The organism is Zoogloea dura (assembly GCF_012927165.1).
Lineage (GTDB): Bacteria > Pseudomonadota > Gammaproteobacteria > Burkholderiales > Rhodocyclaceae > Zoogloea > Zoogloea dura.
The window spans coordinates 263,843-288,292 of the sequence record NZ_JABBGA010000001.1 but is presented as its reverse complement, the minus strand read 5'-3'; the positions used below and the strand labels follow the sequence as shown (position 1 = coordinate 288,292).

Here is a 24,450-nt window from a genome sequence, read left to right as displayed (position 1 = left end):
GGGCGCTGCGCGCCGGCTGGTTCAGCCGGTGGCCCCGAACAGGGCACCGACCCCGGCGGTGGCTGCCATCGCCAGCGCGCCCCAGAAGCCGACCCGCAAGGCGCCAACCAGCGGGCTTGCGCCGCCGGCGCGGGCCGCGATGGCCCCGAGCAGAACCAGGAATACGAGCGAGGCGCCCGATACCCACGGAATCAGGCCCGCAGCCGGCAACACGGCCGTAACGGCCAGGGGCAATGCGGCGCCCACGGAGAAGCTCGCGGCAGATGAAAGGGCGGCCTGTACCGGCCGGGCGCTCAGGGTGTCGGTGATACCCAGTTCGTCGCGGGCATGTGCGCCAAGGGCGTCGTGGGCCATGAGCTGGGTGGCCACCTGCACGGCCAGCGGGTATTCCAGGCCGCGCCCCACGTAGATGGCGGTCAGCTCGCGCAACTCGGCTTCCGGGGATGTCTTGATTTCGATAGTTTCCTGGGCCAGGTCGGCCTGCTCGGTATCGGCCTGGGAATGGACCGAGACATACTCGCCGGCGGCCATCGACATCGCCCCTGCCACCAGTCCGGCTACACCCGTGACAAGGATCTCCCGGGGGCTGACTCCGGCGGCGGCCACGCCGATCACCAGGCTGGCTGTCGAGACAATGCCATCGTTGGCCCCCAGGACGGCGGCCCGCAACCAGCCGATGCGATCAGTGCGGTGGTGTTCCCGGTGGCGATGGCGTGTTGGCATGGAGGTCGTTACCGTAGTAGCCGGCGCCCGGTCTGGCCTTGTGAGGCTTACCGGGAGCCTGAAGGATCTGGCGAGATGCAGATGTGGCGATTGGCCTCCAGCTTGTCGAGCTCGTCAGGGAGATCGATGAAGCGCTCCTGGATTTCCAGGAAACGGCCGCGCAGATCCAGGAAGGCATCCAGGATGTCCGGATCGAAATGGCTGTCGCGACCGCGGATCATGATCTCGATGGTCTCCGGGACCGGAATGGGGTCTTTATAGACGCGCCGTGAAATCAGAGCGTCATATACATCCGCCACCGCCATGAGGCGACCCGAAAGAGGAATCGCGTCGCCCGCAAGCCCGAGGGGATAGCCGCTGCCATCCCATTTTTCCTGGTGAGACAAGGCGATTTCCTTGGCCACCTCCAGCACCGGCACCCGCTCGCCGACCCGCATCATGGTTCTTTCGATGGCGTCGTGACCGATGGTGGTATGGGTCTTCATGATCGTCATCTCCTCGTCGGTGAGGCGGCCGGGCTTCATGAGGATGCGGTCGGGTATGCCGACCTTGCCGATGTCGTGAAGGGGGGCCGCCTTGAAGAGGAGGTCGATCATCTCGTCGTTGAGTTGTGCCGCAAAACGTGGATGCGTCCTGAGCTGTTCGGCGAGGGCGCGCACATAGTGCTGGGTTCGCAGGATGTGGTTGCCGGTTTCGTTGTCGCGGGCCTCGGCGATGGACGCCAGCGAAATCATGATGGTTTCCTGGGCAACCCGGGCTTCCTCTGCACGCCTGCGGCTTTCCTCGGTGCGGCGCTGGACTTCGGCCTCCAGGAAGGCGTTGCGATCACGCAGAAAGTTCGCCACCTCCTTCAGGCGCAGGTGGTTGCGCACGCGCGCCGACAGGATGGGGGGACTGACGGGTTTGGTGATGTAGTCCACGGCACCGAGGACCAAGCCCTGGGCTTCGTCGGCGGGGTCGTTGAGGGCCGTCAGGAAAATGATCGGGATGTCGCCGGTCGCGTGATCGGCCTTGAGTTGCCGGCACACTTCAAATCCGTCCGGGTCGGGCATCCGGACATCGAGCAGGATGAGATCCGGAGCAGGCGTCTGTCGCGCGATGGTCAGCCCGCGATTACCGTTGGCGGCGACCTTGACCCGATATTCGCCGGACAGCAACTCGTCGATCAACAGCAGGTTTTGAGGCGAGTCGTCGATGACCAGTACCACAGGACGGGATTCTTCATTCTCATGCATCTCAAACCTGTCTTTCCTGGTGTCTGCGCAGGGTTTCCAGTGCCTGATCAAAATCGAACTGCTGAAGATGCCCGGCCAGGGCCTGGTAGCCGACGGATCCCAGCATCTCCTCGAGGAGAGTCCGATGCGCGTCGAAGACAGCCAGAGCCTTGGCGTCGTCGTTTTCGATCAGCGACAACAATTCTGCAATCACGCTACCGGCATTCTCCACCGGGCGGGAGGTTTCCGTTTGGGTTGGAAAGGCTGAATAGATCCCGTTGACGGCCAAAATGAGCACTTCTGTAATCCTTGACACCATCTCGGTCTGAGTCGCGGTGGAAGCACCGTCGGCAACGGCCTTTTCGAGCTCTGCGGCGGCGGCGCGCACCTGCTCGGCACCGACCTGGCCAGCACTGCCTTTCAGCGTATGCGCAAGGCGCTGCACACCAGGCAGGTCACGGGCGTCGAGTGCGGCCTGCAGCTGTAGCGGCACTTCCGCGCTGTGCTCGGCAAACAGGCGCAGATAGCGCGCATAGCGGCTGTCCGACCCCATCAGCCGGCTGCGTCCGGCCTTCAGGTCGATGCCTTCGATGTAGGGCGGAAACACCGTGCTCTCGTCCTCTTCCGGTGCCGGGGGGGCTGCGGCCAACTCCCGGGCGGCCACAACGGCCTGCGGCGACAGGTTCGCCGCGAGGGTGCGGAACAGCATCGCGGGTTCGATGGGTTTGGCAATGAAGTCGGTCATGCCGGCCTTCAGATAGCGGTACCTGTCCTCCTGCATCACGTTGGCCGTCATGGCAATGATCGGCAGCTCCCGTGTCCTGGGGGCCGCGCGCAGCAGGCGGGTGGCGGTGATCCCGTCCATCACCGGCATCTGGATATCCATCAGCACCATGTCGTAGTCGCGCTGGGCGGCCATCTCGACCGCTTGGGCGCCGTTCTCGGCCAGGTCGACGATCAGGCCCGCATCCGCCAGCATCTCGGTGGCGACCTGCTGGTTGAGGCGGTTGTCCTCGACCAGCAGGATCCGGCGTCCCGGATAGCGCGGCAGCTGCGCCGGCGCAGCCCCCGGGAGCCGGCCGCCATCTACGGGGGCTTCGCTTCCCAGCACGCGGTTGAGCACCTGGAGCAGCGCGGTTTCCAGGATGGGCTTGAACAACGTAGCGTCGAGATGCATCTCTTCGGCAGCATGCAACACCTCATCCTGGCCATGAGCCGTGAGCAGGACCAGCGCCGGCGCGGGATTGAGCCCCATCAGCCGGATCTTGCGGGCGGTGGTGAGGCCATCCATCCCTGGCATGGCCCAATCGATGAGAACCGCCGAAAAGGTATCGGTGTGGCCCATGGAGGCCTCGAGGAGCTGCAAGGCCTCATCGGCTGATGCCGCGACCTCGGGGCGCATTTCGAGCTGGCTCAGTGCCTCGAGTATCGAGTTGCGGGCCGCCGCGTTGTCATCCACCACCAGGACGCGGGATTGCCGCAGGGCCGGGTCGAGGCCCGGGCCGGGGCTGGCGGTTACGGCCAGCGACAGCCTGGCGGTGAACCAGAAGCTCGAGCCTTGGCCCGGTGTGCTTTCGACGCCGACACGCCCCCCCATCATTTCGGCCAGCCGCTTGCTGATCACCAGGCCAAGGCCCGATCCACCGTATTTGCGGGTGGTGAAGGTGCTGGCCTGCTCGAAGCTGCCGAATAGACGGGTGATCTGCTCAGGCTCCAGGCCGATGCCGCTGTCGGTAACCGTGAAGCGCAGGACGAGCTGTTCCGCATCCTGATGATCAAGAGCCACCCGTACCCGGACTTCGCCGTGCTCAGTGAACTTGACGGCGTTGTTGCCATAATTGACCAGGATCTGGCTGAGCCTCAGGGGGTCGCCGCAAAGCTGGCGGGGCACCTCCGGAGCGATCTCGAAAATGAGCTCAAGGCCTTTCTGGGCGGCTTTGTCTCCCACCAGGTTGGCCATGTGGTCTAGCACGCCATCCAGCTCGAAGTCGGTGGATTCGAGTGTCTGCTTGCCGGATTCGATCTTGGACAGGTCGAGAATGTTGTTGATGATCCCCAGCAGGTGATCCCCAGCCTGGCGGATCTTCAGGGCGTAGTCCTCCTGGCGCGCCGTCAGGGTGGTGCGCAACATCAGGTGACACATGCCGCATACGGCATTGATGGGGGTGCGGATCTCGTGGCTCATGTCGGCCAGGAATTCCGACTTGGTCCTCATCGCGGCTTCGGCCTGTTCCTTGGCGTCCTCCAGAGCCGCTTCGGTGGCCTTCTGCTGCGTCACATCCTGCAGCGAGCCGGTGATGCGGGGCTGTCCGTTGGCGTCGGTGGCCAGAACGGCCAGGGCGTCCAGCCAGATCCGGCCGTTGTCGACCGGCCGCCGGAAGGGGAAGGTCATGTGCGACTCCTGCCGCTTGCCGGTGTAGAGCTCACGGATCAGGGATTCAAAACGCCGTGCATCGGTGGGGCTGAGCGCGGCGATGCCGTCGATGAGCTGGTCGAGGCGATGCTGCGCGGCCGGGGCCAGCCCGAGGAGCTTCTCCAGGCGGGGGCTCGAGGCGATGTGCGGCCCTTCATCGCCCCAGTCGAGCATCCAGTGGGCGCTGCCGGTGAGGTCCAGCACCTGCTCTGCGGCCGCGCGGGCCTGTTGCAACTGGTGGGTGCGCTCTTCCACGTGATGCTCGAGATCCGTGTTGAGGCGGCGCACCTCGGCCTCTGCGGCTTGACGCTTCCGGATGTCGTCTTCAAGACTGGCGATCGAATGGCAGAGGCTGTCCTGCATCTTGTTGAGGCCGGTCACCAGCAGATCCAGTTCGTCGTCGGGCCCCCTCCGTGACCCGCGGTCGAGCTGCAGATGCTCCCGCAGATTGCTCCGGCTCAATGCCACCACGAATTGCGAGGTCATGCGCAGGTGACGCATGACCTGTCTCTCGATGATCAGCAGCAGGAAGCCGGCGATGCAGCAGACCAGCACGAGGTTGGAAACCAGACCGCGGCTGACTGTCTCCAGCGCACGCCGGCGGGCCGCGGTATCGTCGATGCCGATGACCAGCTTGCCGATCTCCTCGGTACGCGCCGTTCCGGCGGCCGCGGGCCAGGTGTGGAGGAGGGGCAGGTCACGGATCACGAGGGTGTCGCTGGATTCGCCCTTCGACAGCATCCTGCTGCGCCCGTCATGAACCGCCACATAAACGACGTCCGGCTGACGGGCAATGCCATCCACGAAAAGCTGCAGGGCGTCGAGGTTGTAATTCCAGACCGCATTGGCAATCGGCGGCAGGGAGGAGTCGGCCAGCAGTCCGAACCAGTGCTCAAGGTCTGCCCGGTCCCGGCGCTGGGTCCGGCCGTAATCTGCGGCGGTGAGCAACAGGGACACCAGAATTGCAAAAATGAAAGTCGCACCAGCCAATCGTTTGCTCAGCCGGGTACTCTTGGTGGGAACGACGACTGACGATATGGGCATTGAGCGTATCCGGCCTCGTGGTGCGATCTATGCTGCAGGGCGACGGGCAGAGCGCCACCATCTGCAAGTTGAAGGAAGTCAGGCCCGAAAGGCAGGCGCCCATTCGACCCGTCTGTACTGATCCTATACTAGCCCAGCAGGCGTGGCTAAGTGATTTGCCGCACATGGCGCTCAAGCTTTCCGTGAATCGTTCGCTAATTCCCAGGCCCCCCTTGGAACCGGATACATGACAAAGACAGTAAAGAAGACGGATCGATTCGAGAAACTCACGCTCCTGCTGGTGGAGCCTTCTGCGCTGCAGCGCCGGATCATTGTTGGTGAATGCGCCGAGATCGGGGCCTCCAATGTCGACGTGGTTGGCAGCCTGGCCGATGCACTGGACTGGTTGCAGGGCTGTCGCGCCGATGTGGTCGTCTCGGCTCTTTATCTGCCTGACGGCACTGGCACCGAGCTGGTCGAAAGGATGAGGCAGGATCCACGCTGGATGGATGTGCCCTTCATCCTGATCTCGAGCGAAACCCGACCCCAGGCCCTTGAGCCGGTACGCCAGTCCGGTGCCTGCGGCATCCTGCCCAAGCCTTTCAGTGCCTCCCAGCTGGCCATGGCCTTGTCCCGCACCCTGGAGATGCCGGAGTCCCTGGACATGGAGGATGTCGACCTGGAGTCCCTGCGCGTCCTGCTCGTGGACGACAGTCCCAATTCCCGCCGCTTCATCCGGCGGGTGCTGGAAAACCTGGGTCTCCGCAATTTCATAGAGGCCGACAATGGAAAAGAGGCTGTGGTGATGCTGGCGGAAACTCTGGTGGATCTGATCATCACCGACTACAACATGCCCGAGATGGACGGGCGGGAGTTCGTCGAATACGTGCGCACCCGCAGCTGGCAACAGACCGTGCCCATCCTCATGGTGACCAGCGAATCCAACATGAGCCGGCTTGCCGCGGTGGAGGAGGCCGGCGTGTCGGGAATCTGCGACAAGCCCTTCGATACCACGGTATTGCAGCAACTGCTGGCGGGCATTCTGCAGCAGCGGGAGGAGTAAGCCGGAAGTGTTGCCCATGCGGTTTGCCGAAGCGCTATCCGATACTTTTCGGCATTCCCACATTGCCGCGGCTCGCCTTCGACCTGGCAAATGGAGATCCGGCAGCTGGCGGCACCGGCTCATTGCTGTCTTTCTCGCCGCCGGCCTGGTTGGCAGCCCGGATGGCGGCCTGGTCGGAATGGCGCGCGCCGAAACGCTGATCGTCTATGGCAGCGACCGTTTCCCGCCGATCTCCCACCTGGAGGAAGGTAAGCCCGAGGGGATCTTTCCGAGGATACTGCAGCGCCTGCAGGCTGAAACCGGTGATACCTATGACATCCGTCTCGTCCCGTGGGCTCGGGTGATCCGCATGGCAAGCGCCGGCGAGGGGGCTGCGGCAAATATTTCCTGGAATTCGGAGCGTGCGGAACGCTTCGACTATTCGGTGCCGCTGTATGTGTCCGACGTCGTGCTGGTGGTCAGGAAGGGGCATGAGTTTCCCTTCGAAAGCCTGCCGGACCTCAAGGGTAAGCTCATTGGCCTGGGTTTGGGTTCTTCCTATGGTGACGCCGTGGATGAGGCCATCGCCAAAGGGGTCTTCGCCGTTGACCGGGACGCGGATCAACAAAGCCGCATGCTCAAGCTCCTGGCCGGTCGGGTGGACGCCGTATTCGTCGGCAGTGGCCGTGAAGGGGTACGTTACATGCTGGAGGCGGAACCGGAGCTCAAGGGCCGGATCGACCAGTTCGCGATCCTGCCCAAGGCCGTACGCAGCGATCCCCTGCACATCGTTTATCTGAAGAGTGCCGGCAAGAAAGCGGCCATCGAACGACTCAACAAGGCCTTTCTGCGCTTGAAGGCGCGAGGCACCTTCAACGACATCATGATCAGGCCCTGACTGCCTCAAGCAGCTCGCGCACCGCCTGCACGCGTGCCTTCAGGTCGGGGACCATCAACTTGCGCACCAGCTTGTCGGGGCCCGCCATGCGGATGCTGCGATCCTTCTGGATCAGCATGATGACCTTGACCGGGTCGATCGGTGCATTCGGACCGAACTGCACCGTGATCTGGCTTTCGGAGGCATCCATCTTGGCCACTCCATAGGGCTTCACCAGCATGCGCAGGCGGTGCGTCTCCAGCAGGCTGCGGGTCTGCGGCGGCAGCTCGCCGAAGCGGTCGATCAGTTCTTCCTGCAGGGCCCGCAGTTCGTCTTCGCCGTCGCAGTTGGCCAGGCGCTTGTAGATGGTCAGGCGTTCCTGCACATCGCTGCAGTAATCACTGGGCAGCAGCGCCGGGGCGTGCAGGTTGATCTCGGAAACCACCTCCAGGGGTTGGCTGAGGTCCGGCTCCTTGCCCTGCTGCAGGTCGCGCACGGCGCGCTTGAGCATCTCGGTGTACAGGCTCACCCCGACCTGCTGGATCTCGCCGGACTGGTTCTCGCCGAGTACCTCGCCAGCCCCGCGGATCTCCAGATCCTGCATCGCCAGGTAGAAGCCTGAGCCCAGCTCTTCCATCATGGTGATGGCCTCCAGGCGTTTCTGGGCCTGGGCGGTGGGCTTGGCGTTGGCGTCGGTGAGCAGGTAGGCGTAGGCCTGGTGGTGCGAGCGGCCGACCCGCCCGCGCAACTGGTGCAGCTGGGCCAGGCCGAAGCGGTCGGCCCGGTTGATGATGATGGTGTTGGCGGTCGGGATGTTGATGCCCGTCTCGATGATGGTGGTACACAGCAGAAGGTTGGCCTTCTGGGTGGTGAAGTCGCGCATCACCCGCTCCAGCTCCCGCTCGGGCAGCTGGCCGTGGCCGATCACGATACGTGCCTCGGGCAGCAGCTCCTCGAGGGACTCACGCACGTTCTCGATGGTGTCCACCTCGTTGTGCAGGAAGTACACCTGCCCACCGCGCTTGAACTCGCGCAGCACGGCCTCGCGCACAATGCCCTTGCTGTGGGCTTGCACGAAAGTCTTGATGGCCAGTCTCTTTTGCGGTGCGGTGGCGATCACCGAGAACTCGCGCAGGCCCTCGAGGGCCAGGCCCAGGGTGCGGGGAATCGGCGTGGCGGTCAGGGTGAGGATGTCAACCTCGCTGCGCAAGGCCTTGAGGGCTTCCTTCTGGCGCACCCCGAAGCGGTGCTCCTCGTCGATGATGACCAGGCCCAGGCGCTTGAAGGTGACGTCCTTCTGCAGCAGCCGGTGGGTGCCGATCAGGATGTCCACCTTGCCCTCACCGAGCTGCTGGATGGCCTCGGCCTGCTCCTTGGCGCTCTTGAAGCGGGACAACTCGGCGACCTTGATCGGCCAGTCGGCGAAGCGGTCGGCGAAGGTCTGGTAATGCTGCTCGGCCAGCAGGGTGGTGGGGCACAGGACGACCACCTGCTTGCCGTCCGCCACGGCGATGAAGGCGGCGCGCAGGGCGACTTCGGTCTTGCCGAAGCCCACGTCGCCGCAGACCAGGCGGTCCATCGGCCTGCCGGACTTCATGTCGGCGATCACCGCTTCGATGGCGGCCAGCTGGTCGGGAGTTTCCTCGAAGCCGAAGCCGTCGGCAAAGGCCTCCAGGTCGTGTTGCTTGAAGTCGAACTTGTGGCCCTTGCGGGCGGCACGCTGGGCATACAGGGCGAGCAGTTCGGCGGCGGTGTCGCGGACCTGCTGGGCGGCCTTCTTCTTGGCCTTTTCCCACTGGCCGGAACCCAGGGTGTGCAGGTGCACGGCCTCCGGATCGGCGCCGGCGTAGCGCGTGATCACGTGCAGCTGGGACACCGGCACGTAGAGCTTGTCGCCGTTGGCGTATTCCAGGTGCAGGAACTCGGTCTGGCCTTCGCCGAGGTCCATGTGCACCAGCCCCATGTAGCGGCCGATGCCGTGGCTGGAGTGGACCACCGGATCGCCCGCCTTGAGCTCGGACAGGTCCTTCAGCCAGCCTTCCACCGTCGCCGCCTTGCGGCTGTCGCGGCGTGTACGGGTGCGTGCGGTGGCGGCGTAGAGTTCGGACTCGGTGACCACCGCCAGGCCGGCCTCTTCGAGCACGAAGCCATTGGCCAGGGGGCCGGTGCCGAGGGCCAGGCGTGCGGTGCCGGCCAGGAAGGCGTCGAAATTGCCGCTGGCCTCGGGCTTGAGGCTGTAATCGGCAAAGAACTCGGCGATCGTCTGCTGGCGGCCGGCGGATTCGGCCAGCACCAGGACGCGCCCCGGAAAGCTGGCACAGAAAGCCTTGAAGCGGTGCAGCGGATCACTGGCCTTGCGCTCCACCGAGATGTCGGGGAGGGCGGTGGCCGGGCCGCCGCTGTCACCTGCGGGCAGGGCCAGGCGTATGCGCTCCTTGAGGGCCACGAAAAAGCTCTCTTCCGACAGGAAGAGCTGTTCCGGCGGCAGGATGGGGCGCGTCTTGTTGCCACCGAGCAGCTTGTGGCGGCTGCGCGCATCCTTCGAGAAGGCCTCGATGGCGCCCGGCACGTCCCGGTGCAGCAGGATGGGGGCGCTTTCCGGCAGATAGTCGAAGAGGGTGGCCGTCTCGTCGAAGAAGAGGGGCAGGTAGTACTCGATACCGGATGGCGCGATGCCGTTGGAGACGTCCTTGTAGACCATGCAACGCGACGGGTCGCCTTCGAAGGCTTCGCGGAAACGGCCACGGAAGCGGGTGCGGCCCTTTTCGTCCATGGGGAATTCCCGGGCCGGCAACAGGCGCACCTCCTTGACCGGAAAGACCGTGCGCTGGGTGTCCGGGTCGAAGGTCTTGATGCTCTCGACCTCCTCGTCGAACAGGTCGATGCGGTAGGGCAGGGCGGCGCCCATCGGGAAGAGGTCCACCAGGCCCCCGCGCACGCTGTATTCACCGGGGGTCATGACCTGGGTGACGTGGGCATAGCCCGCCACCGTCATCTGGTTGCGCAGGCGCTCCACATCGAGCTTTTCGCCTTGCTTCAGGAAGAAGGTGTAGGCCGCCAGGAAGGCCGGCGGGGCCAGGCGGTACAGGGCGGTGGAGGCGGGCACCAGGGCAATGTCGGCCTCGCCGCGGCTGATCGCGTAGAGGGTGGACAGGCGCTCGGAGATGAGGTCCTGGTGGGGCGAGAAGCTGTCGTAGGGCAGGGTTTCCCAGTCTGGCAGGAGGTGGGTGCGCAGGCCGGGCGCCAGCCAGGCGATTTCATCGGACAAACGCTGGGCGTCGAGCGGATTGGCCGTGATGACCACCAGCATCCTCCCCTTGCCGGCCAGGCGGGCGATCGCCAGGGCATCGGCAGAGCCGGCGAGAGCGGGCAGGTCGAGGCGCTGCCCAGGCTTGGTCCGGGCGAAGGCGTCAAGGGCAGGGAGAAGGCTGCTGAAGCTGGGAGAGGCGGACATGCGGCTGCGTGAAACAGGATGCGAAGGACGGGATTATAGGCGCAGCCCGGTTCAGGGCCGGGCGATCTGGAAAGTCTCGGTGACCCGGTCGGTTTCCTGGCCGACCTCGTCCCAGGTGGACTCGGTGACGTGGGTCCAGCCATGCCGGCTGCGGCGGATCACCGTGGAGCAGCGGGTGCCGTAGCCGGGCGCGCGGATGAAGGCGCTGGAGAGCATGCGCTCCCAGGCCAGGCTCACCCCGGTGCGTGGCAGGCTCTCGTCGGGGGCCGGTCGGTCGTCGCGCAGGAGTTCGCGCAGCGGGGTGTCGTCGGGCAGGGCGGTAAGCGCCCGCGACAGGCGGGACTTGCCGGCGACGGCCTTGGGCCAGGGCGTATCGAGCAGGTCGTTGGACAAGGCGTAGAGCCCCGGCTCGAGCAGGTGCGAGACGCCGCTGACGCTCTCGTGGACACCCAGGCTGTCACCGTCGGAGAGCATCAGGTTGAAACCGTTGTAGCGCCGCCCCTCCTGCTGCAGGCGCGCCAGGGCTGCGGCCGTGGTCTCGGTGCTCCTCAGGAAACTGGCGACCAGATCACCCCGCGACGGGGTGCCCGCCCGCTGCCGGCTCGGATCGCGAAAGTTCGTCAGGCCGGCGAAACGCCCCGAACGGCTGAGTCCGAGCCAGGTTCCGCCGGCCTCCAGGTCGCGGCCGGCAAAGATCTCGGGCTGTTCCTTCCACCACGCGGCGGCGGCTGCCGGCCGGGCAAAGAACTCGTCCCGGTTGGCAGCGATCACCAGCGGAAAATCCGGATGCGCCTGCCAGGCGACGAGGATCAGGCACATGGGACGAAGCGTTCACTGTGGCGGCGCCCGCCCTCGTCAAGGAAACGATCAAGGCCATGGCGCTCCACGGCCTGCTCGAGCGCGGCATCGAAGGCCACCGGATCGGCCACGTTCTCGTAGATCTCCATCCACGTCCAGGGGTCGTCGGCCTTGCGCAGAAAGCGCCCGCTGACGCCCGTGCGGTGGCGGAGATCGTCCTGGAGGTTGTAGAGCGCATGGGCCAGATCGGCTTCCATGCCGATCCGGACCGGGTAATAGATGTAATAGTGGGACAGGGGCAAGGGCGGGGACTCAGGCCAGTGCGTAGGGCAGGGGCAGGAAGCTCACGGACGGCCCTTGCGGCGATGCCAGGTGCACCTCGGTGGAGTCAGCGCTGGAGGTCTGCAGCACGATCAGCGCTTCAAAGCCGCTGCCCGGCGCCGGGGCAGCCATCACCACCTTGCCGGCGGATTGCTCGCCAAATTCGGGCGAGAACACATCAGTGCCGGGGGCCGGGGCTTCCGCCACGTCGACATGCACGCGGAACATGCGCTTCTTGAGCTTGCCCAGGTAGTGGGTGCGAGCAACGATCTCCTGGCCGGGGTAGCAGCCCTTGTTGAAACTGACCCCGCCGATCAGGTCGAAGTTGAGCATCTGGGCGACGAACTCTTCCTGGATCGGCTGGGTGATGCTGGGTTGCCCTTGCACGATGTCGGCCCACTGCCAGGCCGCCGTGCCGGCCGGGACGGCGCCGCTGGCAACGAACTTGTCCCACAGGCCGAGGGCCTCGGAAAGGGGCGCCGAGACGATGAAGCGGGCGCCTTCGAGGCGCACCACCGTGGCCACACCGGAGGCCGTGGCCCTGGGCGTTCCGGGAATGTGCAGGCCGGCGGCCTCGAGAGCAGCGCCAGCCTGGGGGCCGGCAAGGCCGATCAGCACGCAGTCGCCGCTGTCGTCCATCAGGCGCACCTTGGAGCGCAGGACGTACATGGACAGCTTCTTGAGCATGGCCGCATGGATGTCCGCCGACAGGGTCAGCAGGTAGTCGCCACCTTCCCGCCACAGCACGATGCTGGCGAGCATGCGGCCCTTGGCGGTGTTGAAGCTGGTCAGCTGGGCTTCGTTGGAGCCGAGCTTCTTCACGTCATTGGAAAACAGGTTGTGCAGAAACACCGCCGCGTCCTCGCCGGTGGCGCGGATCGTACCCAGGTGCTGCAGCGGTACTACGACCGTTCCCTGGGATGCGAGCACAACGTCCTGCCGGGCATCGTCATTGAACTGAACGGAGAAATCGGTGAACCGGGCGCCCTTGGCGCCGAGGTGGGATTGCCATGTAGCGTTCATCAGTTTGGGGTCCTGTCGCAAAAACGAGTCTCAAAGCGGTTTGCGCTATTATAGGGGCGTCGCCGCACGGGGGCCGACCTGCTCAGTCAAAGCAAGAACCAAGCCCTCAGTTTTTGCTGGATCTTCCTCCTTTCCTCGTTCCTTCGTTCTTCCCGAAAGCCTCAAGTTCCCCGATGAAGCGCCTGTTTTTTCGTCTGTGTGTAATGGTGCTCATGGCGACCGTGCTCACCGCGGGGGGATTGGCGTGGTTCGCACAAACTCCGGTTGGTTTACGCCAAAGCCCACTCGACTTTACGGTCGAGCCCGGCTCGTCGATGCGCCAGGTGGCGCGCCAGCTGGTCGACGCGGGGATCGACGTCGAGCCCTTCCTGCTGGTCACTTTGTCGCGCCTGACCCGCCAGGCCAACGCCATCAAGGCCGGCAGCTACCAGATCGAAAAGGGTGTGACTTCGCTCCAGCTTCTCGACAAACTCAGCCGCGGCGACACGACCCAGCGTGATGTGGCCCTGATCGAAGGATGGAGCTTCCGCCAGTTTCGCGCCGCCCTGGACCGTCACCCCGACCTGCGGCATGACAGCGCCGGCCTGAGCGACGCCCAGGTGCTGGAGCGCATCGGCGCCGCGGCACGCCACCCGGAAGGGCTGTTCTTCCCCGACACCTACCTGTTTGCCCGCCAGTCCAGCGACCTGGACGTGCTGCGCCGGGCCTATCGCAACCAGCAGCGGGTCCTGCAGCGGGAATGGGAGAAAAGGGCCGGCGGGCTGCCCTACAAGGATCCCTACGAAGCCCTGATCATGGCCTCCATCGTCGAAAAGGAGACCGGACTGGCGGCCGACAGGCCGCTGGTGGCATCCGTCTTCGTGAACCGCTTGCGCGCCGGCATGCTGCTGCAGACCGACCCTACGGTCATCTACGGGCTGGGGACGGCCTTCGACGGCAACCTGCGCAAGCGCGACCTGCTCGCCGACTCGGCCTACAACACCTATCTGCGCATGGGGCTGCCGCCCACGCCGATCTCCATGCCGGGGGTTGCCGCCATGCGGGCTGCGCTCAATCCGCAGGCCACCGACTATCTCTACTTTGTGGCGCGGGGTGATGGCTCCAGCGCCTTCTCCCGTTCCCTGGACGAACATAACCGGGCCGTTGCCCGCTACATCCGGAAACCGTCGCCGTGAAATCCCGCTTCATCACCTTTGAAGGCATCGATGGCGCCGGCAAGAGCAGCCAGATCGCCGCCGCCGTCGCCCTCATCGAATCCCGCGGCCTGAGCGTCGTGCAGACCCGCGAGCCTGGCGGCACGCCGCTCGCCGAAAAACTCCGGGCCCTGCTGCTGCATGACGCGATGCACCTGGAAACCGAGGCGATGCTGATGTTCGCCGCGCGCCGCGAACACCTGGCGGCGGTGATCGAGCCCGCGCTGGCTGGCGGCAGGTGGGTCGTGTCCGACCGCTTCACCGATGCCACCTACGCCTACCAGGTGGGAGGCCGGGGGCTGGACGAGGCGCGCTTTGCGGCACTCGAGCAGTGGGTTCATCCCCACCTGCAACCCGACCTGACCCTGCTCTTCGATCTTGATCCCATCGAGGCCGCCCGCCGCCTGGCCGGCACGGGCGACGCGCCGGACCGCTTCGAGCGCGAACAGGCCGACTTTTTCGAGCGCGTCCGCAACGCCTACCTGCGCCGTGCCGCAGCCGACCCGGCGCGGATCAAGATCATCGACGCGGCCCAGACTCCGGAAGCCATCCGCCGCGAGGTGGAGGGCATCGTCCTGGAGACCTGCTTCCAATGATCTTCGAGTGGCAATCCGGGCTGTGGCAGCGGGTCCTCGACAACGCGGGCCGCATGCCGCATGCACTGCTTTTTGCGGGGCCGGCCGGTGGCGGCAAGCGGCTGTTCGCCGAGGCGCTTGCCGCCCGCATCCTGTGCAGTCAGCCGGGGGACGGCGGCCATGCCTGCGGCACCTGCGAGGACTGCCTGTGGCGGCTCGCCGGCAATCACCCGGACCTCATCCGGGTGATTCCGGAGGCCGACCAGGAGGAGCGGGGCGAGAGTCCCGGTGACAAGGCCGAAGGCGGCAAGGCAGCCAGCCGGCAGATCGTGATCGACCAGATCCGCGACCTGCAGCAGGCCCTCACCACCGGCGGCCATCGTGGCGGGCAACGCGTCGTCATCGTGGATCCGGCCGAAGCGATGAACCCCTTCACCGCCAACGCGCTGCTCAAGCTGCTCGAGGAGCCCACCACCAACGCCCAGTTCCTGCTCATCTCGTCGTCGCCGAAGAGACTCTTGCCGACCATCCGCAGCCGCTGCCAGACCTGGACCTTTCCCCGCCCGCCGGCGGAGCAGGCACGACGCTGGCTGGAGGCGCGCAAGCAGCCCGAGGCCGAGGCACTGCTGGCCTTCTGCGGCGGCATGCCGCTGGCGGCGGCGGAGATGGCCGAAGGGGGCGCCGGCGCCGCCCGCGCGCGCTTCATCAGCGACATCTCGAAGCTCCCGGACAAGCCACCGATGCGTCTCGCCGGTGAGTGGGAAGCCTGGCTGAAATCCAAGGAATCCGTTGCCGCGGGGTTCGACCTGCCGACCCTGGTGAGCTGGATGCAACGCTGGGTGGCCGACCTGTCCGCCCTGCGCCTGGGCGGCACGCTGCGCTTCTTCCCGGACTGCCAGGACACCCTTGCCCGGCTCGCGGCGCGGATGTCCTTGGACACGGCCCTCGGCTGTTACAATGAAATCACCCAGTCGCGGCGGGTGGCGCAACACCCCTTGAACCCCCGGCTATTTCTTGAGGACATGCTGTTGCGGTATGCCCGGAACCTTCAGGCAGCTGCAACTGCGGTGCGCAAATGAACGAACCGACAACAAGAAGACCCGTGGCGGCACGCCCCAGCGTCCTGTCCCTCAACATCACCTCGAAGTCGGCCCTCTACGCGGCCTACATGCCCTTCATCCGCAACGGCGGCCTCTTCGTGCCGACGACCCGTGGCTACAAGCTCGGCGACGAGATCTTCATGCTGCTGCAGATCATGGACGACCCCACCAAGCACCCGGTGGCGGGCACTGTCGCGTGGATCACGCCGGCCGGCGCGCAAGGCAACAAGACGCAGGGGATCGGCGTGCAGTTCGGTGGCGACGAGGCGGGGCAGGTGCTCCGCAACCGCATCGAACAGATCCTCGCCGGTCACCTCGGCTCCGCACGTCCCACCCACACCATCTGATTTCCAGCAATGCTCGTTGATTCCCACTGCCACCTCGACTTTCCCGACCTGATCGCCGACGAGGACACCATGCTGGCCAACATGGCCGAAAAAGGCGTCACCCACGCCCTGTGTGTCAGCGTGAAGCTGGAGACCCTGGCTGGCGTGATCGGCCTGGCCGAACGTCATGCCAACCTGTTCGCCTCGGTAGGCGTGCACCCGGACAATGCCGAAGTGGAAGAGCCCGATGAAGCGCGCCTGCTCGAACTGGCCGCTCATCCCAAAGTGATCGCCATCGGCGAGACCGGGCTCGACTACTACTGGCACAAGGACGCCCCCGAGTGGCAGCGCGAACGCTTCCGTACCCATATCCGCGCCGCCCGGCGCTGCAACAAGCCGCTGATCATCCATACCCGCGACTCCGCGGCCGACACCCTGCGCCTGATGAGGGAGGAGGGAGCTGATCAGCCGGGTGGCGTCATGCACTGCTTCACCGAGAGCCGGGAGGTCGCCGAGCAGGCCCTCGACCTGGGCTTCTACATATCGTTTTCGGGCATCGTCAGCTTCAAGAACGCAGAATCCCTGCGCGAGGTTGCGCGCTTCGTCCCCCTGGACAGACTGCTGGTGGAGACCGATGCGCCCTATCTGGCGCCCATGCCCTTCCGGGGCAAGACCAACCAGCCGGCTTACGTACGCCATGTAGCGGAGGCTGTGGCCAATGCCCGTGGTGCGAATCTGCCGACCATCGCAGAGGCCACCACGAACAACTTCTTCCGCCTATTCAAGGACGCCAGACCGTCATGAACTCACCCCGTCTTCGCCTCCGCCACCTGCTGGCAGCCCTGATGGCGCTGCAGCTGTCCCTGCCCGTCAGGGCCGACACCCTCGACGATCTTCTGAACGCCGCCAAGCTGGGCGATGCGAGAGAGGTCTCCCGCCAGGTTGCCAAGGGCATGGATGCCAACTCCACTGACGAGAACGGCAACAGCCTCCTGATCCTGGCCGCCCGGGAAGATCAGCCGAAGGTGGTGGCAGAGCTGCTCCGCCAGCGCGGCATCAAACTCAATTCACGCAATGCCGCGGGTGACAGCGCCCTGATGCTGGCCAGCCTGAAGGGGCATACCGAAGTGGCCAGCCTGCTGCTCGGAGCGGGGGCAGATTTCAGCCACGATGGCTGGAACCCCTTGCTCTACGCCGCCTTCGAAGGCCGCCTGGCCATCGTCGAGCTGCTCCTCGCCAAGGGCGCCAACCCGAACACCAAGGCCCCCAACCAGGCCACGCCGCTGATGTTTGCCGCACGCAACGGCCACGAGGAGGTCGTGGCCCGTCTGCTCAGGGCGGGGGCTGACCTCGACACCTTGAATGACCAGAAGGAGAGCGCCGAGAGCTGGGCCATCAAGAACCGCAACACCGACATCGCGGGCCTGATCCAGGCCGAGCGCAAGGCCAGGGCCACCCAAGGGCGCTGACCGGCAGCGCGGCAGGCGAAGGCCTGCTTCCGCCGGGAAGCGAGCCGCCAGCCTGCATCAGAAGTGACGCCCCAGACGCCAGGGCAGTGACGGCGCCACTCGACGGAGGACACCAACCCCTACCAGGGCAAGCAGGGCGGGAACCACGGCCTGCGCGCCCTGGCCGCCTGCCAGCAGAACGCCAACCACCAGACCACTCACCATGAGGATGCGACAAATCAGGGTTTCCATGCTGGACTCCTTCCAGATAACCGGTTGAGGCGCCTTACATTTCTTGCGCCAGATGATCGGGGCTTTCCTGCCTGCCTGGGATCAGGAAACACCGTAACTGTGATTATATACAGTAACCCATGAGAGGCAAGGCCTCTTGCGTACCAGGTGCATCCTGCGGCTAAACTGCGGGCATGAATCCGCCAAACCCCAGCCCCGCGCAGCCTCCCGTTATTCCCGTCCGCCCTCTCGATGAGGTCCTCATTCCCGCCGGACTTGACGGCAGCCTTGGCGAGAATCGTGCCGACCCCGCCCGGCTGCAGATCTCGGCCAGAACCGATGCGGAGGCAATCCGCTGCTTCCTCACCGAGTACGACCGCTCCCCCGGCACCTACCGGATCTATCAACGGGAGTGCGAACGCCTGCTGCTCTGGTCATTGATCGACTGTGGCAAACCCCTGTCCAGTCTGAATCGCCAGGATTTCGAGGGCTACCTGAACTTCCTTGCCGACCCCCAACCCGCGAGCCTGTGGTGTGGCGCCAAGGTCGAGCGGGTCTCGGAGCGCTGGCGGCCATTTGTGGGACCGCTCAGCGAGAGCGCCGTGCTGACGGCGATGGCCGCTATCAACTCCCTGATGCGCTATCTCGTCGATGCGGGCTATCTGATGGGTAACCCGCTGGGACTGATCCGGCAGCGCCGCCGCAAGATGTCCGCCGAAGCGGCCGGCCCCCTGCGCGCCGTCGCCTCGACGGATGAGGTCGAGAAGATCGAGCGCTTCCTGGATGAACAGATGTGGCAGGCAGTGACCAGCGCAATCGAAGCCATGCCGCGGGATGCAGAGCGCGGCAAGGACGAGTACGAGCGCGCCCGATTTCTCGCCGCCACCCTGTACATGCTGGCCCCCCGCGCCGGCGAGCTCGAAAGTCACCGCATGAACAGCTTCCGCGAGGAGCGTGGGCGCTGGTGGTGGCATGTGGTGGGGAAGGGGGGTAAGAAGGCCAAGGTCCCGGTGGCCGACGACATGCTGCAGGCGCTCATCCGCTACCGGAAACATCTCGGGCTAAGCGCAGTGCCCCGTCGTGACGACACCACGCCGATCTTGGTCTCGGTAAAGGACGGCAGTCCGATCACCGCCCGGCGCCTGAACCAAGTCCTCAAGAAGATCTTCCATGCCGCGGCAGAGCTGCTGCCGCCGGACGCCGAGCACAAGAAGGAAAAGCTGCGTGCCGCCTCGGCGCACTGGGGCCGTCATACGGGCATCACAGCCAAGCTCGACAGTGGCATCGACGAGCGCTTCGTACAGAAGGACGCCCGCCACACGGACGCCCGCACGACCCAGCGCTACATCCACGAAGAGGAAGAGCGCTGGCATGATGAATCCCAGAAGCAGCGCCTGCCCTGGGCAGGAAGCAAGCCAGGCTAACGGCCTCGGGGCAACAACAGCCTGCGCGGGATTCGGGTGGCCCTTACCGTTGCAAATTAAACGTTATACGAACGTACACGTATGTTATTTTTCGGATGTGAATTTTGATGTCATCGCGCAACCGAGGAATGTTCCATGGCTCGCAGTAGTAGCGTCGCATTCGAAGCGGTAGAGCAGATCTGTTTCCAGCTGCTCTCCGCCGGCGAGAACCCATCTTTCAACTTGGTCTACGCAGAGCTCGGCAACAAGGGCTCCAGCGAGATCGTCCAGCGCTACATCGATCAGTGGCGGCGTGAGACGGGGGCCGCGTTCTTCCGGCAGCGGAGCGTTCCCGGCATGCCCGACGAGCTCGTCTCGTCCGCGGACACCCTGATGAGCAAGGTCTGGTCACTGTCCCTGCAGCATGCCGAGCAACTCTTCGCCAGCCAGAGGGAGGCGCTCGAACGGGAGCAGAAGCTCATTGAGAGCCGGCTGGCCGATGCGCTGGAACAAATTGCCAGGATGGAAGCGGAGGCAGGCGCCACAGCCACCAGAATAGAGGTGCTGGATGCCGCGGTGCAGAGCCGTGACATCACCATCAACGACCTGCGCAACCAGGCCCTGGAATTCCTGCGTCAGCGCGAAGGGCTGGAGACCCGGGTCAAGCTCCTGGAGGATGCCGCCGAGCAGCGCGAACAGAAGTTCGCGGCAGAATCAGAACGCCTGACCCGCCTGCTGCAGAGCGACCGCGACCGTTACAGCGCGGCGATCAAGGAAGAGCAGGAGCGCAGCGCCATCGACCGCGACATGCTCCTGAAGCAGATCGACCAGGTGCGCCAGGAGAAGCTGGGGGAAATCACCACGATGCGCCAGCAGCTCGCCAATCGGGAAGACCGGGAGGCCCGCCTGCGCGAGCAGACCGAGGAAGCCAAGGCGGCCCTGCGGGAGGCCGTATCACGCTCCCGCCAGACCGAAACCTCCCTGGCTGCGGCCGAAGGACGGATTGAGCGGCTGCAGGCCCAGCTCAAGGTGGCCAGTGAGGCGGCTCACGGCAAGGAGTCGGCCGTCGCCGCCGCCGAAGCGCGGGCCAGGGCGGTGGAAGAGGTTCGCCTGGCCGAGACGGTCAGGGCCCAGAAGGCCGAGGCATCCTTGGCGGAAGCACTGGCCGAGCTGGCGCAATTCAGGAAGAAGCCCATCTAGTTCCCGGATATGCTTTTGCCTCAAATGACAAAAAAATGCCCGGATCAAAAGACCCGGGCTTAATCCACACCAAAGGAGGAGGGTGGAGGAGACGTAACCATAGTACAAGCTGATTGCCTCCACCTGGTTCGATAGTTCTTATGGCCGCATAACGAAAACCGCAGGTCAGCCGTGCCAGCAAGACAGGCTGGCACCATCACAGCCCGAAGAAGTCGCGGATCCGCTTACTGAGGGCTGCGGACTGGTTGCGATGGCCGACCAGGTCGTCGAGCTTCGACTGGGTGTATTCCCGCTCCAGCGTCTGGAAATGCGCGAGATGTTGTTCCAGGAGGCCAGAAATACCTTCCGCCAGCTCGGGGCGAGCCCGGATGACCTTTTCGAAACCAGCCTTGTCGAGCCTGTAGGCCTCCACGTCGGTCAGCGCAACCACCGTGGCGCGGCGCGGTTCGCCAGTCATCAGGCCGAGCTCTCCAAAGACACTGCCAAGGTGTTCCTTGTCCATGCAGTGCGCGGCACCACCATCCGGCGGCTGCCACCAAGCCTCGGCCTCGCCGCTGACGATGATGTACAGCCAATGTGCCACGGCACCTTGCTGGGTCATGATGTCGCCCTTGGCAAAAGGCGAATTGATGAGGTGTCGGGCGAGCTCGAGCTTCTCCTCATCCGACAGCTTCGCAAAAAGATCGATCCTCGCAATGGCATCGAGGCGCCGCTGCAATTCCCTGGCATTCACGTCCTTGCGATGCCTCTTGCCCTGCTGCACCAGATGCACGATCCGATCCGAAAGGGCCAGGCGTATCCCCGCACGCTGGAGCGAGGCGAGGATATGGCGGCGGATATCGGAATCGGTGACAGCGTCGGGCCCCGGGTCGATCAGCCAATAGCGCAGCTCGTAGGTCACGTAGCCGGCACCAAAACTGGTCAGCAGGCATTGGGGGGCAGGGAGGAGGCTGACATTAGGAATGGTGGCAGCCTGAATATCATGCAGGACCGTATCAATCACCCTGGAGGGCGGGATGCTCAGATCCACGTTGAAACTGATGCTGCGCCTCTGCCGGGTCGGCTGCGATTTGTGATCGCATATCACGGCGTAGCGGTTGCGCATCAGCTGGCTGTTGGGAACGACCATTTTTGCGCCGTTGCGCATCAGGATGGTCGTGTAGCGCCACTGTATGTCGGTGACCTGGCCAGCCAGATTCTCCATTTCGATCCAGTCCCCGATCTCCAGGGAATTGTCCATCTGCAGGGCCAGGCCGCCGAGCAGGTTGCCCAGGGTTTCCTGCATGGAGATGGCCAGCACCGCCGTCACGATGGCCGAGGTTGCAAACAGGGCGGTGAACTCCACGCCAGCCAGGTTGAGACGGACGAAGCCCCACAGGACATAGCCGGCAATCACCAGAATATCCACGAGAATGCCCGAGACCCTCACACGCAGGCGGGCCAGCACGATCTCAGACAGAGCCAGGCCCAGGTAGCGGATGACGGCGAGCCCTTCGCCGAAGACCGCCAACTCCCGTATCCAGCGCAGCAGGCGTGGCTGCAACATCCCGTCGAGGAGTCCCGCGAGCAGATCTCCCAGCAGGCAGATCGCGAAAAAGACGGCGGTATTGGTGAGTGAGCGACGCAGGGTCGAAAGACGCCGGAAAAGGACAAGCGCAGAGAGCGCCATCGCCAACAGGGCAAACGGCGCCTCTGCACTCAGGAAGGGAATGTGCATGATGGGTCTCCTGCGTTGCCGTTTCGGTGCCGGACACCGGCGGGCGCCCGGCACCGAAACGCGGCATTATTCCATCGCGAGGAGTGGCTGAACCCCGATGCCTGGCCAAGAGACACAAGATTTCGATCTTGTGAAATCGGGGAGGGAAAGAGGTGCTTCCGACAGGTATTTCATACTTCTGAAAACAGTAATTTTCAGAAGTGTTGAATGGTGGAAAAGGGGGTTGCTGGCAGCCGGGTCTGTGCCCTCAGCCCGCCCGACGGCCTGCAGCCGCTTTCTGACGCAACCACCAGGCGCCGAGGACGCTGCGCGGAAAACGTTGCGCCACCGCCTCCAGCACCATGTTGCCGGTGGCCAGCATCAGGAACACGTAGATCAGGTCGGCCCACCAGGTGTCCAGATGGATCAAGCCGAGCATCACCGCCAGCTGAAACGCCGAAAAGGCCGCGCCCTTGAGCTGGCACGCCCAGGCTCGCTGCTCCTGCGTGGCAAGCCTGACGGACATTGCCCACCAGGTCGGCAGCACTACCAGCAAGGCCAATCCATTCATCACCATCTCTCGTCACATACGCCGAAACGGACTGCTTCGCGGCTTCCTGGCTGGCGCAGCCTGAAACCCCGCCGGGTCGAATCCGGTGCGCTGCGCGTGGAGCTCTGCACCATCGATGCGCTCTGCCAGGCTTTCGATGTCGCGCGCCGACACGCCAACCCGGGCAAAGTGCGCCTGCCACGTGTTGACAACGGCAATCACGCCCTCCACCTCGGCCGCGGCCTCTGCAGGCAGCAGGCCGAAGGCCTCGCACTGCGACATCGCGTTCCCGAGCGTCGAATCCCGACCGTAAGTGCCACAGATGAACTCCTGGTAGCCCTGCCCCGAGTTGGTTGGCAGGACGTCATAGGCCGGCGCCAGCTTCAGGCGGCCATGCTCGAAGGGATGAGCGACCAACAGGGAGTGGTTTTTTTCGTGGTCATCGGTGTTGTCCACCAGGATGTTGAACACCATCCGGCGGAAAAGCTCACGCGCATCCCGCTGGTGGGTGTCGTCCTGGGTGATTCCCACGCGGCGCAGAATCCGCGCCAGCCCGGGGTAGCCCATTTCGGGCTCTGCGCCGGACGGTGTGCCGGCACGGATGGCCGTGCCCGCCGAGATGCTGTGAATGCGCCGCCCCTCCTCGCGGTCGAAGCGGCGTACCGCAAGCGCATTGGCGTCAGCGAGGTGGATGACCCGCGTCTCGGCAACGCTGATGCCGGCGCGCCCGGCCAGCGTCATCGTGGCATGCTCGATAAGCGGTGTATCGACGGGCTCATGGTTGAAGAACTTGATGACCCACTGCTCGCCATTGATATCGATGAGCGCCTTGGGCTTTGCGCCACCGAGCGGACTGCCGCCACCGGCAATGATCTTTGCCTCCAGCGCGTTGAGGGGCTCCGAAGCTTCGATCTTGGCCACCACCTCGCTGAGCTGTTGCGCGTCCTCCAGCCGGGGCAAGGCCCCCCCTGCCCTCGGGCTGTAGCTTATCGGTGAGGTGGATACGCCGAGGGCACCGAAGCGGTCGTCGCCCGCGTAGTAGAGGTACTCCATCAGGGAGAGGCGCCGGGGCTTGTCCACGAAGCGGATGACCTTCTCGCCCCAGCGGTCCGGCCGGGCATCATCGACCGCACCAACCGCACGTTGTGAATCAGCCGACAAGCGTCCCGGCGGAAGGAATTCGGTATCGATCAGGGGCAGGTCCTCGCTCAGCGCAAACCCGCTGTCCAGCCACGCCCTGGCGTAGTGCAGCGAGACGCCCTTGCCGGCCGAAACCAGTTTCAGGGCGCCGACGTAGCGTGGGGTGGCCGGGTCGGCAAGAAACCAGAGGTGCAGGTCGTCCAGGCGCATCTCAGCCCTTTTTCGCCCGGATGCGTGCTTCCGCAGAGGCCTGCGCGCGTGCGCGCCCAAGCTCAACCGCTTCGCGGACCTCCAGCTCGATGGCGCCCTGGTCGTGCTCGGGCGCCGCGAGATTGCCCAGTTCGCCGTCGCGCTGGATGAGCCAGAGTGCGGTCGCGATGATACCGATCCCCACGGCCGGGTCACCGGCTTCGAGCCGCTGCAGCGTGGGCACCGAAACCCCCATGCGCTTCGCCCAGGTCTTCAATGATTCCTTGCGACGCAAGCGGGCCACCGCCAGGTCGGCACCAAGCTTTTCGATGGCGGCAGCAGTTGCCGGCGGAAGCTGCAAGAGAGCACGGGCGGTTTTAGGCATACATATAGATATTATCTAAACAGCCAATTTCGTCAATATCTATATGCATAATAAAGCACGCCGGGTTTTCAATCGCCCGACGACTGTACGTTAAAAAGCCCGCGGAATCGCGGGCTTGCATGCAGG

General features: G+C 64.8%; 22 protein-coding genes. 10 read left to right on the top strand and 12 right to left on the bottom strand.

Annotated elements, in window-relative coordinates; all coding sequences use genetic code 11:
- Positions 1 to 21: 21 nt before the first annotated feature.
- Genes HHL15_RS01325 through HHL15_RS01315 form a run of 3 tightly spaced genes read right to left on the bottom strand, consistent with a single transcriptional unit; the run spans position 22 to position 5,307 of the window.
- Positions 22 to 723 (bottom strand): VIT1/CCC1 transporter family protein, encoded by a 702-nt coding sequence (locus HHL15_RS01325; protein ID WP_169144008.1) that lies wholly within the window; start codon positions 721 to 723, stop codon positions 22 to 24.
- Between the two features lie 47 nt (positions 724 to 770).
- Entirely contained in the window at positions 771 to 1,958 is a 1,188-nt protein-coding gene (locus tag HHL15_RS01320) for a response regulator (RefSeq protein ID WP_169144007.1), read from the bottom strand.
- A 1-nt stretch (position 1,959) separates the two neighbouring features.
- A complete protein-coding gene (locus HHL15_RS01315) occupies positions 1,960 to 5,307 on the bottom strand; it encodes a response regulator (RefSeq protein WP_169144006.1) in 3,348 nt (1,115 codons plus the stop codon).
- Between the two features lie 313 nt (positions 5,308 to 5,620).
- Here HHL15_RS01315 and HHL15_RS01310 point away from each other — a divergent pair, with 313 nt between their 5' ends.
- Both HHL15_RS01310 and HHL15_RS01305 read left to right on the top strand, forming a co-directional pair.
- The gene (locus HHL15_RS01310) at positions 5,621 to 6,436 is read left to right on the top strand and encodes a response regulator transcription factor (protein ID WP_169144005.1); all 816 of its coding nucleotides are present in this window, start codon (positions 5,621 to 5,623) and stop codon (positions 6,434 to 6,436) included.
- A gap of 16 nt (positions 6,437 to 6,452) precedes the next feature.
- Positions 6,453 to 7,313 carry a substrate-binding periplasmic protein gene (locus HHL15_RS01305; protein ID WP_169144004.1) on the top strand — a complete coding sequence of 287 codons (861 nt, stop codon included), beginning with the start codon at positions 6,453 to 6,455 and terminating at the stop codon, positions 7,311 to 7,313.
- On the opposite strand, the gene mfd is transcribed toward HHL15_RS01305, so the two are convergent.
- The 4 genes from mfd to ygfZ are packed head-to-tail and all read right to left on the bottom strand — an operon-like array spanning position 7,303 to position 12,888.
- Complete coding sequence (gene mfd, locus HHL15_RS01300) at positions 7,303 to 10,746, bottom strand: transcription-repair coupling factor (protein ID WP_169144003.1); 3,444 nt, start codon at positions 10,744 to 10,746, stop codon at positions 7,303 to 7,305. The two genes, HHL15_RS01305 and mfd, sit on opposite strands and share 11 nt — an antisense overlap.
- A gap of 51 nt (positions 10,747 to 10,797) precedes the next feature.
- Complete coding sequence (locus HHL15_RS01295; RefSeq protein ID WP_169144002.1) at positions 10,798 to 11,565, bottom strand: NRDE family protein; 768 nt, start codon at positions 11,563 to 11,565, stop codon at positions 10,798 to 10,800.
- On the bottom strand, positions 11,556 to 11,846 hold the full coding sequence (locus tag HHL15_RS01290) for a DUF4936 family protein (protein ID WP_206198525.1): 291 nt from the start codon (positions 11,844 to 11,846) through the stop codon (positions 11,556 to 11,558). The genes HHL15_RS01295 and HHL15_RS01290 overlap by 10 nt, the downstream gene beginning before the upstream one ends.
- 10 nt (positions 11,847 to 11,856) lie before the next feature.
- A complete protein-coding gene (gene ygfZ, locus HHL15_RS01285) occupies positions 11,857 to 12,888 on the bottom strand; it encodes a CAF17-like 4Fe-4S cluster assembly/insertion protein YgfZ (RefSeq protein ID WP_169144001.1) in 1,032 nt (343 codons plus the stop codon).
- 173 nt (positions 12,889 to 13,061) lie between these two features.
- Here ygfZ and mltG point away from each other — a divergent pair, with 173 nt between their 5' ends.
- From mltG to HHL15_RS01255, 6 genes are read left to right on the top strand one after another with little or no spacing between them, the layout of a single operon-like run.
- A complete protein-coding gene (mltG, locus tag HHL15_RS01280) occupies positions 13,062 to 14,063 on the top strand; it encodes an endolytic transglycosylase MltG (protein WP_169144000.1) in 1,002 nt (333 codons plus the stop codon).
- A complete protein-coding gene (tmk, locus tag HHL15_RS01275) occupies positions 14,060 to 14,677 on the top strand; it encodes a dTMP kinase (protein WP_169143999.1) in 618 nt (205 codons plus the stop codon). The genes mltG and tmk overlap by 4 nt, the downstream gene beginning before the upstream one ends.
- Positions 14,674 to 15,735, top strand: coding sequence for a DNA polymerase III subunit delta' (gene holB / locus HHL15_RS01270; RefSeq protein WP_169143998.1), 1,062 nt, complete (start codon positions 14,674 to 14,676; stop codon positions 15,733 to 15,735). The genes tmk and holB overlap by 4 nt, the downstream gene beginning before the upstream one ends.
- Positions 15,732 to 16,103: a PilZ domain-containing protein gene (locus HHL15_RS01265; RefSeq protein ID WP_169143997.1), complete on the top strand. Its 372-nt coding sequence runs from the start codon at positions 15,732 to 15,734 to the stop codon at positions 16,101 to 16,103. Before holB ends, HHL15_RS01265 begins: the two co-directional genes overlap by 4 nt.
- A 9-nt stretch (positions 16,104 to 16,112) precedes the next feature.
- Positions 16,113 to 16,886, top strand: a complete 774-nt coding sequence (locus HHL15_RS01260; RefSeq protein ID WP_169143996.1) for a TatD family hydrolase — start codon at positions 16,113 to 16,115, stop codon at positions 16,884 to 16,886.
- Positions 16,883 to 17,551, top strand: coding sequence for an ankyrin repeat domain-containing protein (locus tag HHL15_RS01255; RefSeq protein WP_169143995.1), 669 nt, complete (start codon positions 16,883 to 16,885; stop codon positions 17,549 to 17,551). The genes HHL15_RS01260 and HHL15_RS01255 overlap by 4 nt, the downstream gene beginning before the upstream one ends.
- Before the next feature lie 57 nt (positions 17,552 to 17,608).
- On the opposite strand, the gene HHL15_RS01250 is transcribed toward HHL15_RS01255, so the two are convergent.
- On the bottom strand, positions 17,609 to 17,782 hold the full coding sequence (locus HHL15_RS01250) for a hypothetical protein (protein ID WP_169143994.1): 174 nt from the start codon (positions 17,780 to 17,782) through the stop codon (positions 17,609 to 17,611).
- A 173-nt stretch (positions 17,783 to 17,955) separates the two neighbouring features.
- Here HHL15_RS01250 and HHL15_RS01245 point away from each other — a divergent pair, with 173 nt between their 5' ends.
- Together HHL15_RS01245 and HHL15_RS01240 are read left to right on the top strand one after the other, a co-directional pair.
- Positions 17,956 to 19,185: a tyrosine-type recombinase/integrase gene (locus HHL15_RS01245; protein WP_169143993.1), complete on the top strand. Its 1,230-nt coding sequence runs from the start codon at positions 17,956 to 17,958 to the stop codon at positions 19,183 to 19,185.
- 135 nt (positions 19,186 to 19,320) lie between these two features.
- On the top strand, positions 19,321 to 20,364 hold the full coding sequence (locus tag HHL15_RS01240) for a DNA-binding protein (protein WP_169143992.1): 1,044 nt from the start codon (positions 19,321 to 19,323) through the stop codon (positions 20,362 to 20,364).
- 196 nt (positions 20,365 to 20,560) lie between these two features.
- On the opposite strand, the gene HHL15_RS01235 is transcribed toward HHL15_RS01240, so the two are convergent.
- From HHL15_RS01235 to HHL15_RS01220, 4 genes are all read right to left on the bottom strand, one after another.
- Entirely contained in the window at positions 20,561 to 22,081 is a 1,521-nt protein-coding gene (locus tag HHL15_RS01235) for a cyclic nucleotide-binding domain-containing protein (protein WP_169143991.1), read from the bottom strand.
- A 247-nt stretch (positions 22,082 to 22,328) separates the two neighbouring features.
- Complete coding sequence (locus HHL15_RS01230; RefSeq protein ID WP_169143990.1) at positions 22,329 to 22,631, bottom strand: hypothetical protein; 303 nt, start codon at positions 22,629 to 22,631, stop codon at positions 22,329 to 22,331.
- A 12-nt stretch (positions 22,632 to 22,643) separates the two neighbouring features.
- The gene (locus HHL15_RS01225) at positions 22,644 to 23,960 is read right to left on the bottom strand and encodes a type II toxin-antitoxin system HipA family toxin (protein ID WP_169143989.1); all 1,317 of its coding nucleotides are present in this window, start codon (positions 23,958 to 23,960) and stop codon (positions 22,644 to 22,646) included.
- Between the two features lies 1 nt (position 23,961).
- Positions 23,962 to 24,324, bottom strand: a complete 363-nt coding sequence (locus tag HHL15_RS01220) for an XRE family transcriptional regulator (RefSeq protein ID WP_169143988.1) — start codon at positions 24,322 to 24,324, stop codon at positions 23,962 to 23,964.
- Between the last annotated feature and the right edge of the window lie 126 nt (positions 24,325 to 24,450).

What these genes read in the sequence shown, in the direction of transcription:
- HHL15_RS01325 (WP_169144008.1), bottom strand. Translation starts at nt 723, where the DNA reads ATGCCAACACGCCATCGCCACCGGGAACACCACCGCACTGATCGCATC.
- HHL15_RS01320 (WP_169144007.1), bottom strand. Translation starts at nt 1,958, where the DNA reads ATGCATGAGAATGAAGAATCCCGTCCTGTGGTACTGGTCATCGACGAC.
- HHL15_RS01310 (WP_169144005.1), top strand. Translation starts at nt 5,621, where the DNA reads ATGACAAAGACAGTAAAGAAGACGGATCGATTCGAGAAACTCACGCTC.
- HHL15_RS01305 (WP_169144004.1), top strand. Translation starts at nt 6,453, where the DNA reads ATGCGGTTTGCCGAAGCGCTATCCGATACTTTTCGGCATTCCCACATT.
- mfd (WP_169144003.1), bottom strand. Translation starts at nt 10,746, where the DNA reads ATGTCCGCCTCTCCCAGCTTCAGCAGCCTTCTCCCTGCCCTTGACGCC.
- HHL15_RS01295 (WP_169144002.1), bottom strand. Translation starts at nt 11,565, where the DNA reads ATGTGCCTGATCCTCGTCGCCTGGCAGGCGCATCCGGATTTTCCGCTG.
- ygfZ (WP_169144001.1), bottom strand. Translation starts at nt 12,888, where the DNA reads ATGAACGCTACATGGCAATCCCACCTCGGCGCCAAGGGCGCCCGGTTC.
- mltG (WP_169144000.1), top strand. Translation starts at nt 13,062, where the DNA reads ATGAAGCGCCTGTTTTTTCGTCTGTGTGTAATGGTGCTCATGGCGACC.
- holB (WP_169143998.1), top strand. Translation starts at nt 14,674, where the DNA reads ATGATCTTCGAGTGGCAATCCGGGCTGTGGCAGCGGGTCCTCGACAAC.
- HHL15_RS01265 (WP_169143997.1), top strand. Translation starts at nt 15,732, where the DNA reads ATGAACGAACCGACAACAAGAAGACCCGTGGCGGCACGCCCCAGCGTC.
- HHL15_RS01260 (WP_169143996.1), top strand. Translation starts at nt 16,113, where the DNA reads ATGCTCGTTGATTCCCACTGCCACCTCGACTTTCCCGACCTGATCGCC.
- HHL15_RS01255 (WP_169143995.1), top strand. Translation starts at nt 16,883, where the DNA reads ATGAACTCACCCCGTCTTCGCCTCCGCCACCTGCTGGCAGCCCTGATG.
- HHL15_RS01250 (WP_169143994.1), bottom strand. Translation starts at nt 17,782, where the DNA reads ATGGAAACCCTGATTTGTCGCATCCTCATGGTGAGTGGTCTGGTGGTT.
- HHL15_RS01245 (WP_169143993.1), top strand. Translation starts at nt 17,956, where the DNA reads ATGAATCCGCCAAACCCCAGCCCCGCGCAGCCTCCCGTTATTCCCGTC.
- HHL15_RS01240 (WP_169143992.1), top strand. Translation starts at nt 19,321, where the DNA reads ATGGCTCGCAGTAGTAGCGTCGCATTCGAAGCGGTAGAGCAGATCTGT.
- HHL15_RS01235 (WP_169143991.1), bottom strand. Translation starts at nt 22,081, where the DNA reads ATGCACATTCCCTTCCTGAGTGCAGAGGCGCCGTTTGCCCTGTTGGCG.
- HHL15_RS01230 (WP_169143990.1), bottom strand. Translation starts at nt 22,631, where the DNA reads ATGAATGGATTGGCCTTGCTGGTAGTGCTGCCGACCTGGTGGGCAATG.
- HHL15_RS01225 (WP_169143989.1), bottom strand. Translation starts at nt 23,960, where the DNA reads ATGCGCCTGGACGACCTGCACCTCTGGTTTCTTGCCGACCCGGCCACC.
- HHL15_RS01220 (WP_169143988.1), bottom strand. Translation starts at nt 24,324, where the DNA reads ATGCCTAAAACCGCCCGTGCTCTCTTGCAGCTTCCGCCGGCAACTGCT.